The following is a 16544-nucleotide window of genomic DNA, read 5'->3' as shown; positions in this document are numbered from 1 at the left end:
GACACATGATCTGTTAGTGCGACTTGGTTGCGTTGAATCGAGAGCAGTCTCGCAGCAGAGAGCAATTTCTCTTCCTATCTTTTCTTGTCATGCCAGAACCAGCATATTTTTATTTTGGCGTAAATGCTGGCTCGTCTGAAATAGATAGTTTGGGATCACCAGAACCTTTTTGTTTTGGTGTAAATGCTGGCTCGTCTGAAATAGATAGTTTGGGATCACCAGAACCTTTTTGTTTTGGTGTAAATGCTGGCTCGTCTGAAATAGATAGTTTGGGATCACCAGAACCTTTTTGTTTTGGCGTAAATGCTGGTTCGTCTGAAATAGATAGTTTGGGATCAATCTCCCCTGCTATAGAAGATGATACAGTCAACATTAAAACTAAAGCCATGGAAGTATAAAGAACTCTCACAGAGTTCAAGCTCAATAAGTGCAAGATTGCTTCTTTAGATTTAGCCATAGGTGTAAATACGCTAATCTTACTTTAGCTAGCCTTTGATACTTTAGCAGCACATATGACAGAAATCTCTGAAGCCCCTTAATGCATGGAGAAGGCCTGGATTACCCCATATACACCCTTCAAAGCACGACTCATTTCCTTGAGACTTGATCATTTAGGGCGAGTAGGTGTGTTAAGTCGTGGATAGATGAGAAGCGGAGCCTGCTTTATATCCAACTTCTATCGATATCCCATGCCTTGCTGCTCATCAATATTTCTTCTTGTTTTTGTTGACAGCATTGCTATAGCTGTTGCTAGAGTTGTTTTATGAATATCCTGCCTTCCCTCACTAAGGCTCTGCAAAGCCATATGCTGCAACGTGCTTATGCCATAGATATAGATGTGAGGAACCACAATCGAAAAAACATTGATTGAAAGTCCAATATGGAAGTCTTTTTATGTAACGATCGATAGTAATTAAAGCTTATTGATAAATATTGGAAAATTCACATTTTACTCTCATGACCTATTGTTTTCGAATAGACAATCTGAATTGCCTTTGGATTACTGATTGGGATGCAAAGGTGGGAAATCTCTCATAAGCTATCGCCGATAATTTGCCTTGATCATGAGTTGCTCATAATGCGACAATCAGGGAGCTTATAAATTATGATATCCAATGAGCCCTTACTAAGCATAGTCATTGAAAGATCATTCCACAAGCCAAGAAGAGACATCTTTTAGAAACAAAACTTTTAAAGGTATCAAGATGTCTGCCCTAAAGGGGAAGGCGCTTAATGTTTCCAAAGACGATATACCTGATCTGGCCTCAATTAAGGCTGTTTTGCCTGATAAATGCTTCAATACCAGCACCAATACTTCGCTTGCTTATTTAGCGCAATCCCTGACGATACAGGCCATTGTAATTTTTATAGGGATGTCCATACCTCTCAATGTAGAAATATTGCCTGTTTGGGTTCTCTACTGGCTTGTATCTGGCACAACAGCAATGGGCCTATGGGTCATTGCCCATGAATGCGGACACGGTGCTTTTTCGAGAAATAGGATACTAGAAACATGCGTTGGATATGTGTTGCATTCGATGCTTCTTGTTCCATATTTCTCATGGCAGCGTTCACATTTGGTTCACCATACTTATACAAACCATATAGCCAATGGTGAAACCCACGTGCCTTTGGTCATTCGTGGCAATGGAATAGACGAGCAAGCTGGTGGAGAAACAGATATTGCCATAGCAAGCAAATTAGGAAAAGTTCAATATGGTGTATTTCAGCTGGTGCTTCACCTAGTTTTTGGCTGGCCAGCCTATTTACTGACTGGGAAGACGGGAGGCCCAACATATGGCCTAACGAATCACTTCTGGCCGATAGCCCCTTTCTCTGAAAAATTGTGGACAAAAAAATGGATCAATAAAGTTTGGCTTTCCGATTGGGGGATATGCCTGACTCTGTTTGCATTGATTGCCTGGAGCCTGCATGATGGCTTTGTTACTGTTTTTGCAATTTATATAGCTCCTCTGTTAGTAGTCAATATCTGGCTAGTGACCTATACATGGCTTCATCATACTGATACTGATGTTCCCCACCTTGACAGCTCAGACTTCTCCCAATTGCGAGGTGCATTCCTATCGATTGATAGGCCATATGGAAAAGTAATTGATTTCCTCCATCACAAGATAGGCTCTACTCATGTTATTCATCACATCGCACCTTGGATGCCTCATTACCATGCTGGCAAAGCTACTATTGCCCTGAAAAATGCTTTCCCAAAGGTCTACCTTTTCAACCCAACGTCAATTCTTAAGTCTCTTTGGCTTATTTCTACGAACTGCATAGCTGTTACTCGGGAAGAGAGCAGTGGCCGCTATGTCTGGAAAAATCCTTGGTAAGAGGACGAGGATCGAAGAAGAACCATTTACTGGCTTAATATTTATCTAGTCAGTTATTTACTGATTATCTATAACCACTATCTACTCATACTCCATGGCTTTTTTTATAGGGATTACTCCTGACATCTGCGGATAATGTTAATAAAGCTGTTGGTATGTGCTTGATACTCTATTTCCGACAAGGATTGCACTGTAAGAGATTTCTCAGGCTGTTGGAGTAAAGCTCACTCGTTAAATTAGATCTTGTTAGCGAGTGCGGGGCAGGCGTCTTTATGCATCATATCAAGATTATGTATTGTTTTGTAGTGCATGTCAGTGAATAGAATTCGATATAATATCTGAACATAAGATTCTCCCTAGTTAGGGATATGATTATTCATATGGAGGTGTAATCAATCATCTACGGAAACGTAACGTGTCCATTCCTCCTTTCTGTGTTGTTGATGGTAGAAAACAACAAAGGGAAAGTTGAATTTATAGTGAGTTTCGTTCAGGTCTTTGTCCACCCAGTAACAACCTATTTGATAATTGTTCCTAAACATCTCATCATTATTTGAATAAATATCTACTATTGAGGTATCACCATTTAGGTGTTCATCTATGAAAGATTGTTTGTCTTCGAAGACGTCAATGAGAAAAATCTCATAGGTCTGTTTGGTTATGCCAACTCTCATCAGCTCTTCGATAACCTTATCATCCATATAGTCAAATCTCCAGCTACCATCATCTTCATCAGGAGGTTCAATATCTTCATCCTTAGACAAAAGAATTTCCAAGTCAGTTTTGTCCTTAGTCATGACTCGTTAAAGGGGAAAATGAAAGTGTTTGTTCTAAGGGGTTTCTCATGATATCAAACTGTTTGCCACCACCATAAGCCCCTTCTAGGTCATCATCAGAGAATAATTCACCAAAGGGCCTGAGATGGATTCGCCTTGTGGGTGTGGTGTTTATAACCACTAGAAGCATTCTTCAACTCACCATCTTCGAAACAAACCTTCTTCGTCAAGCCAGAACCAGAAGCTTGAGGGTTTTCATTCTTCGACTTAGAATGTATTGATTGTTTAGGTGATGTGCGTTCATTCCTCAGATGATTGAGTTCATCATCTGAGGATATTTATAACCACCATCGCATGTCACTTTTACCTAAGATTCAACCTCTGAAGAAAGCGCTTTAGCACTCGACTGATATATTCTATTGTCGGTATTTGCTCTTCAAAAGTATCCTAGTGTTTCCCGGAAATTTGCTAGGAAAATAATAAATACTAGAGGGCCTTATGCTGTGTCGAATGAACTGTTTTCTACTTAGTTCCCATGCGAAAATAGATATATTGGTCAAAAGGTTGAAGAGGTAAATGAGTATTTTGCTCGATCTGCTGTAGTTTTTGTTATAGGCCAAATCTTGGCACTATTCCTCCCATGCCAATTAGATAGCATAATGCCGCTAAAATTACAAAAGAAATCACCACTTGCAGAGGAAGTTGAAGCAGTTCTTTCGAGCTAGGCAGAGGAGAGATGTTGGGCATTTGATCACGGGGATCCTCTTCTTCACTGGGCATGGAATGTTGATCTCTGACTATGACGAATACATTCTAACCAATCAAAGCTTGTGCTTGATGACTTCTTACAATTCTTCCAACGTCTTACTTCTTTTTCTTGCCTCTCAGGATTAAGTGTGTTAATACGAAAGAACTTGTCTTTTCCTTTTTGTCTTTGCTTAACTCTGTCTTCTTCCTATTAGCAATCTTGCTAATATTTATTGTATTGGTAGTGATGTTTAATTCACTAGTTGCTAAAAAGAACCGAGTTAAAAACGCCTTTGCATCTGTAGATGTTCAGCTCAAGAAGCGATATGACCTTGTCCCGAACCTCATTGCAACTGTCAATCAATATATGCAGCATGAGCAAGGAACCCTCTCTAAGTTAACAGAGCTTCGAGGGTTGGCTCAGAGTGGAAGGCTGGGCACACGTGGCAGGGTTGAGCTTGAAAATCAATTTTCCCAGACTATGGAGTCAATCATGGTTGCAGTTGAGAATTATCCAGATCTTAAGGCTAGCCAGAATTTTCTTGCGCTCCAGGGCTCGTTTAATGAGATTGAGGAGCAGCTTTCTGCCGCTCGACGTACCTTTAATGCCGTAACCACTGACTATAATGACGCTGTTGAAATGTTTCCCAGTAATGTTTTGGCTGGCCTGATCGGCTATCGGCTACGCCCTCTTTTTGAAATGCCTGCTATCGAAAGAGAGAACCCTAATGCAGCTAAAATCTTTGCCGGATAATGGCGAATCCAAGATCCTTTTTTGGAGGTCACCCTTCTTATTTTCGCCAGGAGATTATGCCGGTTTTACGGATATTTGAAGCAAGGCGAAAACGCATTCTTCAGAAGATATTGATAATCATACTCTTAATCGCCTTGTTGATAATTGCTGTAGTCATTCTGCTTGCCTATCAGTTAATTCCGCCCATCGCTGCTTTTGTTTTGCTTCCACTACTGGTGGTTGTCTTTGCTATCGCCTACAGGCAACTCACCAAGCAATATATGTCGCAGTTCAAGCAGCAGGTTATTACAGCGATCGTTAACTTCTTTGATTCAACTCTTCAATACGATCCACACGGTCGCGTTTCTGAGTCTCAGTTTTTGCAGAGTGGGCTATTTAATGCTTCTCCTGATCGTTACCGTGGAGAGGATCGGGTTTTTGGAGTTCTTGATAAGACCCGTATCGAGTTCAGTGAGGTACATGCCGAATATCAGTCTCAGAGCGTCGATTCTGATGGGTCCACGCACACCTCATGGCACACGATTTTCAAAGGCCTGTTTTTCGTTGGCGACTTTAATAAGCAAATTAAAGGCACCACGGTGGTGCTTCCAGATGTAGCAGAACGTCTTTTTGGCGGGCTTGGAAAATTTCTTCAAAACATTCATAAGCTTGGCCGACATCCCGAGCTCATCACCCTGGAAGATCCTGCTTTCGAAAAGTATTTTGTGGTTTACGGGGATGATCAAGATGAAGCGAGATACATTCTCACCCCGAATCTTATGGAGCGGATCGTTTCATTTCGCGAGCGAACCGGCCAAAAAATTCGTCTTTCTTTTTGTGGTGAGAACGTTTATGTCGCCATTCCGAGCGACCATGACATGTTTGAGGCCAGGGTTTTTCGAACCCTTTGGTGCAAGACGCTCATTAAGAGCTATGTGGATGACATGGCTATGGCGATAGGTGTCGTTGAAGAGCTCAATCTCAACCGCCGCGTTTGGACCAAAGGCTGAATTTGAATGAGCCCGACGTCGAATTTATTTTTGCTGACAGGCTTTACAGCACCTGCACCACTTCACTGACTTCGGGGATCATTTCGCGCAACTTGCGTTCGATACCCATTTTTAGGGTCATGGTGCTACTGGGGCAGCTGCCGCAAGCACCTTGAAGACGCACTTTCACCACAGGACCATCGATTTCGACGATTTCGACATTGCCACCGTCTGCCATCAGAAAGGGCCGTAATTCATCGAGCACGGTTTCTACGTTCTCGTTGGTGAGGGCCATGGCTTCTGTACTCATGGATGCTCTTCAAGTTTGGTTCTATTCAGCCTAGGGAGTTCGCTCATATCCTGGCCAGCAGGGTTGCTATCAAGTTGTGGCCGTCTCTGATGTTTCTGGATCCCAGTCTCGCTACGACGCGGTGCTTGTCGGGGCTGGAATCATGAGTGCCACCTTGGCGGCCTTATTGCATGAGCTCGATCCTCAGCTGCGTTTGTTGATGGTTGAGCGTTTGCAGGCGCCGGGTCTTGAGAGCAGTGCGGCCGTGAACAATGCAGGCACTGGTCACGCGGCTAATTGCGAACTGAATTACACACCTCTTCAACCTGATGGCCGTGTGTCTACGGCTAAGGCGTTGGCCATCAATGCCGCTTTTGAGCGCTCATTGGAGTTCTGGGCTTCGCTGACGGAAAAGGGCAAGTTGCTACCGCAGCAATTTCTGCATCTGGTCCCCCATATCAGTGTGGTTTTTGGTGATGCTGATGTGGCTCTCTTGCATCAGCGCTTTCAGCAATTGAGTGCGTTGCCGGCCTTTGCCTCCATGCAATGGAGTACTGATTTCGCTGAGCTTGCCGAATGGATGCCATTGGTCATGGAAGGGCGAGCCAATGCAGAGCTTGTTGCAGCAACTCGCATTAAGCGGGGCACGGATGTGGATTTCGGATTGCTAACAGGGGCCTATCTGGAGTCATTGCAAGCAAGCGGAGCTTTGGAATTGAGTTGCTGCTGCGAAGTTGTTGATTTGCGCCGGCAGGGCAAGGCGCAGTGGCATCTTGATCTCAAGCACTCTTCTGGAAGTCGCTCAGTGCAAACACCTTTTGTGTTCCTCGGTGCTGGGGGCGGTGCTTTGCCTTTGCTGCAGCGATCGGGAATTCCTGAAGCTGCCGCCTACGCGGGCTTTCCAGTGAGTGGGGAGTGGTTGGTTTGCACTGAATCAGCGCTAACGGCACGGCATTACGCCAAGGTCTACGGCAAGGCGAAGGTGGGAGCGCCTCCGATGTCTGTGCCACATCTCGACAGCCGCTGGATTGCTGGTCGCCGCTCGTTGCTTTTCGGGCCTTATGCGGGTTTCAGTAGCAAATTTCTGAAGCAGGGTTCTCGCCTGGATCTGTTGCGTTCTGTGCGGCGCAGTAATTTTGGTTCGATGCTTGAGGTGGGTCTCAAAAACTTTGATCTAGTGACCTATCTCATCTCTCAGCTGCGTCAGAGCGAGGAGGATCGTTTCGCATCCCTTAGGGATTTTTTACCTAATGCGCAATTGAATGATTGGAATCGTTCAGTTGCTGGTCAAAGAGTTCAGATCATCAAACGCACAGCTGAGGGAGGTCGGCTACAGCTGGGCACAGAGGTGGTTTCTGCTGCTGATGGTTCACTTGCTGCTTTATTGGGGGCATCGCCTGGGGCCAGTACAGCGGTAACAATCATGCTGGAGGTGCTTCAACGTTGTTGGAGCGAGCGGATGGAGAGTGAATCGTGGAAACAGCGGTTGCGTAAGTTGTTGCCCAGTTATGGCCAGGATCTCAATTCCGATCCTGAATTGCTGAAAAAAATGCGCACACGTACTGATGGATTGATTGGTTTTGGTGTACAAAAAGATGGTTTAAGTTGATGCTGTGATGATCAGCTCATGATGAGACTTTAGATGTTGACCTTGAAAGCCTTGTTTTGGTTAAATGGTGTTTTAATCGACGGCAGTGGCTATCGCTGCTGTGACGATATCGGTTGAACTTGTCGCTTCTGATGTTGTTGATGTAGGGGATGTCGTAGATGTCGTCGTCTCAGATGTTGTTGTTGGAATTGTTACTGCTTCGATGGCCCCAGATGTGTCCATAGCATTAGTTCCTCCTAATGTTGTTAAAGTTGCGATTGCATCATCACTTGAATTGATGATTGCATCAGTTGCCCCTCCAGCTGTAGCGATTGAATATTCTTCAGCTTGTGTTTCTATTGTTCCAGTGATTGGATCTAAGCCTACCGGATGAATAATCCGAATCAATATTATCAGTGCTCAGGATTGAAGCGCTCACATCTTGAAGCGTTGCGATAACAACTCCCTTATTGTTGTCGCAAGTGCTGCCACCAGCATCAAAACTCACTAATGTATTGACTCCATCTTGTGCGAAGTTAATGTATCCTGATGCTATCGCGTTGGTCTCATCGTAGTTGTCTGCCACGTTGTTAAGTAGATCATCGAAATTCATCATGTCGTGATTACTTGATGGTTCAGCAGTTGGATTTTCCTCTAGGAGAGGCTCGGAATCTTCGCCGTTGTTTTGCTGGCTTTGACTTTTCTTCTTTAAAGAGAGCTTCTTGCTTCATTAGTTGTTGACACTATCGAGATTGTTAATGATCGGGATGTATAAGCTTTAGAAAACCTGCACTTTGGCGAAGAATATTTGATGCTTTTGATTCAACTTAGGTTGAAGATGCAGCAACATCTCCCCATTCACATACGAGGCTATGGGGTTGAATAGTTCGGTACCAGCATTCTTCACGCTGGTCAGATCAGCAGGATCCTTAGAATCTGGATTCTGACTCCAAAGCGCCCGAGAGGGGAATTCGCCAACGCATGACCGACGTTCCCGTTTCTCGCTTGAGGAACTTCTGCATCATTGCCCATATCGATCACGGCAAGTCGACTTTGGCTGACAGGCTGTTGCAGGACACTGGCACGGTGGCCGGTCGGGATATGCAGGAGCAGTTTCTCGACAACATGGATTTGGAAAGGGAGCGGGGCATCACGATCAAGCTCCAGGCTGCCCGGATGAACTACACGGCTGCCGATGGCGAAAGCTATGTGCTCAACCTGATCGATACCCCTGGCCATGTGGATTTCTCTTATGAGGTGAGCCGCTCCTTGCAGGCCTGTGAGGGGGCCCTGTTGGTGGTGGATGCCAGTCAGGGTGTTGAGGCCCAGACCTTGGCAAATGTCTATCTAGCGCTGGAAAACGATCTAGAGATTATTCCAGTGCTCAATAAGATTGATCTGCCGGGTTCTGATCCAGAACGGATTAAAGAGGAGATCGAGGCGATCATTGGTCTTGACACTTCAACAGCAATTGCCTGTTCTGCCAAAACAGGCTTAGGTGTACCAGAGATTATGCAGGCGGTGGTGGATCGTATCCCGCCCCCTGCAGATTCCCTTGATGAGCCAACGAAGGCACTGATCTTCGATTCTTACTACGACTCCTACCGAGGCGTGATTGTTTATTTCCGGGTGATCAGTGGCCGGATTAGCACGAAGGACAAAGTGTTGCTGATGGCCAGCAAGAAGAGCTATGAGCTTGATGAGATCGGTGTGATGTCACCAGATGAGTGTGAGGTCAATGAACTTCATGCCGGGGAGGTGGGTTATCTGGCGGCCTCGATCAAGGCGGTTGCTGACGCACGGGTTGGAGACACGATTACGCTCCTCAATTCCCCAGCAGATGAGCCTCTGCCTGGTTACACCGAGGCAAAGCCGATGGTGTTTTGTGGCTTGTTCCCTACGGATGCAGATCAATATCCAGATCTAAGGGAAGCGCTTGACAAGCTGCAGCTTTCAGATGCGGCATTGAAGTATGAACCTGAAACCAGCAGTGCGATGGGTTTTGGCTTTCGTTGTGGCTTTCTAGGACTCCTGCATATGGAGATTGTGCAGGAGCGGCTTGAGCGTGAATACGACTTGGATTTGATCGTTACTGCTCCTTCAGTGATCTACAAGGTGAATATGATTGATGGGGACATGTTGATGGTGGACAATCCTGCAACATTGCCAGATCCGCAGAAGCGGGAATCAATTGAGGAGCCTTATGTACGGATGGAGATTTATGCCCCCAATGAGTACAACGGCACTCTGATGGGTTTGTGTCAGGAAAGGCGTGGTGAATACATTGATATGAAGTACATCACCACTGAGAGAGTCACCTTAATTTATGAGCTGCCCTTGGCTGAGGTGGTGACGGATTTCTTTGATCAGATGAAGAGTCGCACAAAGGGTTATGCCTCAATGGAATATCACTTGATTGGCTATCGCCGCAATGATCTGGTGCGCTTGGATGTCTTGATCAATGCAGAAAAGGCTGATCCACTTACCACAATTGTGCACCGTGATAAGGCTTATAGTATTGGTAAGGGTCTGGTGGAGAAACTCAAGGAGCTGATCCCAAGACAACAGTTTAAAATTCCCTTACAGGCATCCATTGGTAGTCGCATTATTGCCAGCGAGAGCATCAGTGCCATGCGCAAGGATGTGCTTGCTAAGTGTTATGGCGGAGACATCTCAAGAAAAAAGAAGTTACTGAAGAAACAGGCCAAGGGTAAAAAACGGATGAAGGCCATGGGCAAAGTGGATGTGCCTCAGGAAGCATTCATGGCTGTGTTGAAGCTAAATCAGGAAAGTTAATTATGGCCTTTTTATTGACTGGAATTGGTTGTTACGTAATCCTTATCGATTTGTAGATAGTCACCTGTGGTGTTAGTTGATAATTTCTCCATCCAAGGTGATTCTAATCCAAGGGCTATCGTGTTTGTTTTGAGTACCTGTTCTCGTGTGTTGTTGAAGTTTGAATAGTGAGCAACTGTAGGGTCATGATCATTGGCTTGCCAGCTACCGCCCATACGATCGGCATTAGGCTCCCCGTCTGAGAGGAAGTAAAGTGTGTCCGTTTCGTTGTCTTTGAAAGAGGCATCTAATCCTTCCCATGGATAGGTTCCGCCCCACTTTGTGGGACGACCATTGTCCAGTGAATTAACGAATGCGATTGCGGATTCGCGCATACCATCATTTCCAATTTTAATCAAGCCATTGCTTGATTGCTCCCAAACTTTGTGGTTTTTCCGACCTGGTGAGCTGAAGGATTGGATGCTGACTTTTGTATCTGGAGAAAGTGCTGTAAGTAAGCTGGTGAGTTCAGTTTGCAGTGATTCCATTCTGGTTAAGGCGCAGTTCTGACGTGACCAGAAATAGTAACTTCCACTCCAATATATTTTCCAGTTGCCATAGGTACTCCCCCAAAGGATGCAAGCACTCATTGAGCCTGAGCCATCAACAAGGAAGCGGATGTGCTTGCTTTTCACATTGCGGAAGTAGGCCCCATTAAGTACACCATTGCTATCATCTCCATAGTGCTCAATACGCTTGTCTGCTCTGGCGAATGCCGCAAGATAAAGTGGATATTTGGTAATTATGCGTGCAGCACTGATGGCTTCAAGATAACTCTCAGTCTCAAATTTCTCTGGGTCGTTGTTGGGGTTCGGATCAGTGAATTTTACCAACTTGCGTTGTTTATCAGTCATCACGCCAAGAGCCGGCTCCATAAAGGTGCGTACTGGCGTGCTGTCAGATGTAAAGGTCACATCAAGGCCTTCAATGACTTCTCTGAGACTTTTAATATCACCCTCATTGTTTGTTAAGTGCTCGCAATCACCTTCATTTTTTGTGCATTTCATTACTCCGATATCTTCAATTGCTTTGGCAATAAATGCATCTTCTGTTTCGCTATAGCGTCCATCAAGGCTTAGAGGAGCACCACATCGCATCAGGGCATAGCCTGCTTTATTTGAATTAACACTGAGCCCATAAAGAACTGGTGTGTTCAGTTCAGCCATCTTGATGCCGAAGACTGGCTTGAACACTTGATGTCGAGCTTCTGCGAGCAGACCACATTGCTGGAGAGTGTCTTGATATTGCTCATTTGCCATATCGGTATGTTCCATTCCAGCTGGTACAGCGTCGCTGTTATTGACCAGGATATGGATACTCCGTTCGATTTCTGATCGCAGCAGGCGAAGGCCATTGGTTGTGTTTTGCCGCAGGGTTGCCTTGCTTTCAGCCCTATCCATCAATGTCTGCGTTGAGCGCAGCGCTAATGAGGATGCTCCGATTAGCAGAATGCCTGCCCCCGCTGCGACGACGGCTTCAGACATCCCAAAACCATTGGTAGGCAAAGGATGAGATCGGCGCTGATAAAGGTTCTTTAGCAGTTTCATGGATCAAGTGCCATAGAACTATGGCTTTTGATGGTTTAACGATGACAGGATTGAGATCTTTTTTTCTCAATCAGCTGTGAATGTTTCCTGAAGATTGTCTGAAGACAACGATTAACTGCTGTCGCAGAAATCAGTGTCATCATTCCAGGTTCCGCTTTGGATATGGCCATTGCCTGAGAACTCCACGCATCGGGTTCTCAGCAGAGGCTCTTGGGCACTATGTCGAGATCTAACTAGGATCGTGAGATTGTCATGTTGTGCGCTTGTTCCCGGCGGTGATAATTCATAGCTGGCTTGTGACGCAGACACCTCGACCTCTTTTGACTCTCTGGTTCCTTCAATACTGAGAAAGCGATAACGTGATTTTCCTTTTAGCAATTCGGGTGTGCAGTTGACAATCTCCCCATCTTGATTCCAGCAACACTTCAGACGTTGAGTATTACTTTGAGAGCCATCAGGTTGTTGAAATTCCAGCAGAAGCCAAGGTGGTCCAAATGTTTTTTGGCTTAGATCCTGATCAAGGCTAAAGCTGCAGCTTGATTTTGACTGTCCTAATCTTGCCCGCAAGCTGAACAAACCAGATTCAACAAATTGTGTGTAGCGATCCACCTGTCCTTGAGCTACATTTCGGCGAAATTTTGGTACCCCATACGCAGATAAAATACTTACAATTGTGATCACAACCAAAAGCTCTAGCAGGCTGTAACCCTGCGAGGTGTGTTGATCAGAACGTAAGTTTTTCATTTGTAGCACCTCGCCTGGAAATTTGGATTGAGTTCCAGCACTCTTTGTTCAGTAGCATTTTTCATCTCAGTTTCATGGAGTAGCTCAGCAGAATCGTTGTCGGCAACTGTTGTTGCTCCTGGCCCTTCAAAGCTGTAGATGACAACCGCAATTTCTTCTGCAGCGGTGGTATTAACTGTTCTATTGATCAGTTGTTTGTTTGATTCATTCTTGAGATTTGGAGCTGGGACATATTGTCGACCCGCGCTCTCAATGATTTGCTCTTTCAGGTAATTAGGAGGGTCATTACAGGCAGATTGCTGCTCATCTTGGCTTGGGATTGAGTCAAAAGTAAGTAGAGAGTCAGCTTGTTGCAAGAGCTGAATGTTGTCATTAATTGCTGCTTCTATACGAGTTCGCTCCAGTTGATTCCTGCTGTTGATTAGTGCTGAAAGGGAGAACCTACTGACTGCAGTCATCACCATGGCCAGCAACACACCAGCAATCAGGACTTCCACCATGGTGAAGCCAGAATCCCTATTTTGCTGATCTGTTTGATTGCTATTGCTGCTGGTACTGAAAAGTCTTAGCTGATTTGTAATGATTCGCCTAGTGTTTTCTCTAGGTGAACATGAGCCTTGTTTTTGTTGGCTAAGTCTTATCCAATGAATTTGTTTGAAATATGGTTTAAGCAGGTGATTGCTTAGGATCCTGTCAATGGTTTGATTCCATCGATCTTTTTTTAGGTTCGCACCAGATCTCGTGTGTTTTACCATCGCCTGAACGTGTCTAGGCCTGTGCCTCGAATACCTCGGGCTATGGTGCGGCCATAGCCTTTGAAGCCATCAGTGCTCCACTGCCAGAGTTCTTCGGCTGCCTGAGTGACAGATCCTTTGCCGCCATCGGCGCGATCGGTGATCAGATTGAGTGAGTGATCTTGTGAGCAGAAGCTATTTGCCCAAATCACACCACGCATCTCTGCATCACTGCTGAGCGTGAACGTTCCTTTGCCAAGAGCGACCCATGCAGCAGGCAAACTGTTGCCGGCAATGCTCAAAACGTAGGGATCCTCTAAAACTCTATTGGTATCGCAGTCGCTAGGTGCATCCCCTGTCGAAGCCGTAACCACAAAGCGTTCTGGACGGTTGTTGCATGTGGTTTTCCCAGAGTCAACCCCACAGAGCAGGCTGCTCTCTGATAGTTCTATACGTCTACTTAGATTCGTTTGGGTAGAACCTGAGATAGGTAATTCAAGGTGCAAAACTATCGGTCTATTGTCATTTTCAATCAATACTTTCGTGTTTTTTAGGTTGATGTGCTCCAAGTAAATATGACATTCCCCATTTCGATTGGAACAAATATCACTCTGCCTGATCCTTACCTCCCACTCCTTCTGCTCTTGTGTTGTCCAGGATTTCCAGGTTTTGTAATAAACTGACGATCTGTACCAGCTGTAGCCATCTCTAAGAGTTGGTTTGCCTGTATAACACCAGTTGTATATACATGCCAGAGTTGCATCCCAGGTGAATCCATTAGAAGCTTGCTGAGAGGTTTGACCACCAGAGCTGACTTTGCTAGTGATCTGGATTCCTGGTGGTACAGATGTGGTCTGGCTGTTGTTCGCTCTTGTACAGACAATTTGGTCGGTACCGCAATTAAAATTTGAATTGTTGCCTGTGTCATCAATACTCCATACACGCGTAGCTCCTGAGTTGTTTGGCATCGTGTCGATGACTTTGTTCTTGTCGTAAAGAGCTGTGCTTGGTAGCCCTCTGTTCAGCACTGGCCAAATTCGATCTGCCACAGCGCTTGATTGGCCTTGAATGTCACCTATGAGAGTGTTGGCATCACATCCACCTTGTTTTTGGAAACTGTTTGGAGATTCCACGTCCCAAAGAATGAGGCCTGCGCCACTGATGTTTGCAGGGCCAAGATCAATATGCTGTGCTGCAAGTACACCCCAGTCCTCAGGCTTTACAACACTTGAGCTGACGTATAATGAGCGTATTAGAAGTGTTCGAGCTAAATAGTCTTCGTCAGAAGAACCGACTCTTTTGGCGATGCCTTCAATTTGGAAGACTCCTTCGCCCAGCCCATTCTTGCCTGGGCTTAAGTAATCACGTAGGCGGTAAAATGTTTGGATGCTGCCTTTGCCATCCTGACGCTGGGTTCTCGTTTCATCAGCAATAAATGGAACTGAGATAATTGTTTCTGTATTTCCTCCACCCACGTGGCCTGTCGGCCATTTGGCTGTTTCGCTGGATGGATGAATGGGTAACCCCATTGAGGTGTCAGTACATAGCTCTTCAAGAGGTTGTGCTTCTGTCGTATTGATGAGTTCCCAGGAGAATCCGTTATTGGGATTATTAGTATTTTCTTGATTATTGAGTGTGAAAAGAAAGCCTCTATAGTTTTCAGGATCATTTTGGTTGAGCTTGCTCAGAATTCTATTGAAGCCATTGACGGCAGCAGCTTCGGCCATCTGTTGATAGCTTTCGGATGCCCCTAGCTTCCTGGCCATCAGTTGACGGATGAGCAATCCGGTGGCGCCGGTCAGTAAGGTTAAACCCGTTAGCAATGCTAACAATAATGCTAAACCTTCTTCCCCATTTGGGGCTTTTCTCTGACGAGAAAAATAGAGGTAATGATGCAATAATCCTTTTTTAATTTTAGGCATCAGCTATCTCCTCTGCAGACAAGATCAGCGTTGCTAGCTGCATTTTTGCTGTCTTTCCTACCCTGTTTTAAATCGCTCGCACCCGTTCCAAGATCAATGCAAGCGATCACATTGAACTTGGCCACTTCTGGATTTTTACTCGTTGGCTTTGCCGTAAATTCGTAGTAGTTAGTGTTGCCTCCATTGTCCGTGCGGCTTAACGTGTAATTGCCTCCAGGCAGATTGATTGAGCCGAAAGTGGTAAGACTTGCCGGTCCGCTGGTTGTCATGATCGCTGCGATGTCATTCAGTTCGGCCCAGCCAGTGGGGATTTTATTGAACTCATCGATATAGGCTGCCAGGGTGTTTTGTATCTGAGCCAGAATGGCGACAGCCTCACTTTGCTTAGCTCTCTGTACTTGGGTAAAGTAATTCGGCAACGCTACAGCGCTGAGGATTCCCATAATTACTACCGTAAGCAGCACTTCTACAAGCGTAAAGGCGCTAGTTAGTTCACTATCTATTTGCCTTGAAAGTAGCTTCATGCGAAAACTTGCCCTTCATATTGTTACTCTATTAGGGTTCTTTTGCTCAAGACTTAGAAAATGATGAGAAGTGATTGTGAATCTTATGCAGAAGATGACTTCAATAAAAAAGCCTCAATGGATTGTCTCATGGTCATGTTGATTTTTGCCAGCATTCTAGGCCTAAATCTTTGGAGAAAGATTTAGGCCTTCGCTCAATATGTAATTGTGTTGATTGGGGTAATTGCTTTTATTGATGGCCTATGTGTAACTATTTCTTGTAGTTGTTGTCGTTAGATTCAGCTTGATGCTTGTGAAACTTGCCCGGTAGTTGCGTTTACAGTGATAATGCATGACTTGTCTTTCTTTAATGCTTCACCGTTGCATTTTGCTCTGCCGTCAGCATCACTCTTTTGGGTGGTGTAGGTGATGGCTCTGGATGGCGCACCACCAGATCCATCATTGCAATTGCCAGAGATCACTAGGCCTGTGCTTGGTGTTAGTGACACATAATTCTCAGGATATGGCCCGTCGGTAATGATTGCTGCGCCGCATTCTTTGGCAAGGCCAGCTCCTTCACCGAGTTGTGTGTTGAGTTCGGCTTTTTCTTTAATCCCGGTGAATTGAGGTAGGGCAACCGCACTCAGGATGCCAACGATCACAATCACGATCATCAGCTCCACCAGGGTGAAGCCTTGCTGTAAAGCGCTAGCTCCCTTCTGGCGTCTCAACAGCGCAAGCTTTAGCTGTTGGTTGAGGATGCTCATGGTGATATGCAATTTCAATATTGGC

Annotated in this window: 15 protein-coding genes; 6 read left to right on the top strand and 9 right to left on the bottom strand. The window is 45.3% G+C overall.

What is annotated here, in order from left to right; all coding sequences use genetic code 11:
• Positions 1–109: 109 nt before the first annotated feature.
• A complete protein-coding gene (locus tag EV12_RS00755) occupies positions 110–457 on the bottom strand; it encodes a hypothetical protein (RefSeq protein WP_152562970.1) in 348 nt (115 codons plus the stop codon).
• Between the two features lie 748 nt (positions 458–1205).
• Here EV12_RS00755 and EV12_RS00750 point away from each other — a divergent pair.
• On the top strand, positions 1206–2345 hold the full coding sequence (locus EV12_RS00750; protein WP_036910842.1) for a fatty acid desaturase: 1140 nt from the start codon (positions 1206–1208) through the stop codon (positions 2343–2345).
• A 392-nt stretch (positions 2346–2737) separates the two neighbouring features.
• On the opposite strand, the gene EV12_RS00745 is transcribed toward EV12_RS00750, so the two are convergent.
• Positions 2738–3142 carry a hypothetical protein gene (locus EV12_RS00745; protein WP_036910829.1) on the bottom strand — a complete coding sequence of 135 codons (405 nt, stop codon included), beginning with the start codon at positions 3140–3142 and terminating at the stop codon, positions 2738–2740.
• Positions 3143–4049: 907 nt separating this feature from the next.
• Here EV12_RS00745 and EV12_RS00740 point away from each other — a divergent pair.
• Positions 4050–4622, top strand: coding sequence for a LemA family protein (locus tag EV12_RS00740; RefSeq protein WP_241466537.1), 573 nt, complete (start codon positions 4050–4052; stop codon positions 4620–4622).
• A gap of 56 nt (positions 4623–4678) precedes the next feature.
• Positions 4679–5611, top strand: a complete 933-nt coding sequence (locus EV12_RS00735; RefSeq protein WP_241467004.1) for a DUF3137 domain-containing protein — start codon at positions 4679–4681, stop codon at positions 5609–5611.
• Positions 5612–5654: 43 nt separating this feature from the next.
• Here EV12_RS00735 and EV12_RS00730 read toward each other — a convergent pair whose 3' ends face one another.
• Positions 5655–5900 carry a NifU family protein gene (locus tag EV12_RS00730; protein WP_011129633.1) on the bottom strand — a complete coding sequence of 82 codons (246 nt, stop codon included), beginning with the start codon at positions 5898–5900 and terminating at the stop codon, positions 5655–5657.
• A 76-nt stretch (positions 5901–5976) separates the two neighbouring features.
• Between EV12_RS00730 and EV12_RS00725 the strand changes: the two genes are divergently transcribed.
• From EV12_RS00725 to lepA, 3 genes are all read left to right on the top strand, one after another.
• Complete coding sequence (locus EV12_RS00725; protein ID WP_036910823.1) at positions 5977–7488, top strand: malate:quinone oxidoreductase; 1512 nt, start codon at positions 5977–5979, stop codon at positions 7486–7488.
• An 85-nt stretch (positions 7489–7573) separates the two neighbouring features.
• A complete protein-coding gene (locus EV12_RS00720; protein ID WP_036910821.1) occupies positions 7574–7861 on the top strand; it encodes a hypothetical protein in 288 nt (95 codons plus the stop codon).
• A gap of 587 nt (positions 7862–8448) precedes the next feature.
• Positions 8449–10263 carry a translation elongation factor 4 gene (gene lepA / locus EV12_RS00715; RefSeq protein WP_036910819.1) on the top strand — a complete coding sequence of 605 codons (1815 nt, stop codon included), beginning with the start codon at positions 8449–8451 and terminating at the stop codon, positions 10261–10263.
• Between the two features lie 11 nt (positions 10264–10274).
• Here the strand turns inward: lepA and EV12_RS00710 are convergent, their stop codons facing one another.
• From EV12_RS00710 to EV12_RS12830, 6 genes are all read right to left on the bottom strand, one after another.
• Entirely contained in the window at positions 10275–11849 is a 1575-nt protein-coding gene (locus EV12_RS00710) for a hypothetical protein (protein WP_036910817.1), read from the bottom strand.
• 111 nt (positions 11850–11960) lie between these two features.
• Positions 11961–12593, bottom strand: a complete 633-nt coding sequence (locus EV12_RS00705) for a pilus assembly FimT family protein (RefSeq protein WP_036910815.1) — start codon at positions 12591–12593, stop codon at positions 11961–11963.
• Positions 12590–13348, bottom strand: coding sequence for a prepilin-type N-terminal cleavage/methylation domain-containing protein (locus EV12_RS12835; RefSeq protein ID WP_052039513.1), 759 nt, complete (start codon positions 13346–13348; stop codon positions 12590–12592). The genes EV12_RS00705 and EV12_RS12835 overlap by 4 nt, the downstream gene beginning before the upstream one ends.
• Positions 13342–15111, bottom strand: coding sequence for a hypothetical protein (locus EV12_RS00695; protein WP_241477261.1), 1770 nt, complete (start codon positions 15109–15111; stop codon positions 13342–13344). The genes EV12_RS12835 and EV12_RS00695 overlap by 7 nt, the downstream gene beginning before the upstream one ends.
• 137 nt (positions 15112–15248) lie before the next feature.
• Positions 15249–15773: a type IV pilin protein gene (locus EV12_RS00690; RefSeq protein ID WP_036910810.1), complete on the bottom strand. Its 525-nt coding sequence runs from the start codon at positions 15771–15773 to the stop codon at positions 15249–15251.
• Between the two features lie 278 nt (positions 15774–16051).
• Positions 16052–16519, bottom strand: coding sequence for a pilin (locus EV12_RS12830; protein ID WP_052039512.1), 468 nt, complete (start codon positions 16517–16519; stop codon positions 16052–16054).
• Between the last annotated feature and the right edge of the window lie 25 nt (positions 16520–16544).

The organism is Prochlorococcus sp. MIT 0701, from assembly GCF_000760295.1.
Lineage (GTDB): Bacteria > Cyanobacteriota > Cyanobacteriia > PCC-6307 > Cyanobiaceae > Prochlorococcus.
The sequence above is the reverse complement of the archived record's forward strand: the minus strand, read 5'-3'. Positions and strand labels throughout refer to the sequence as shown.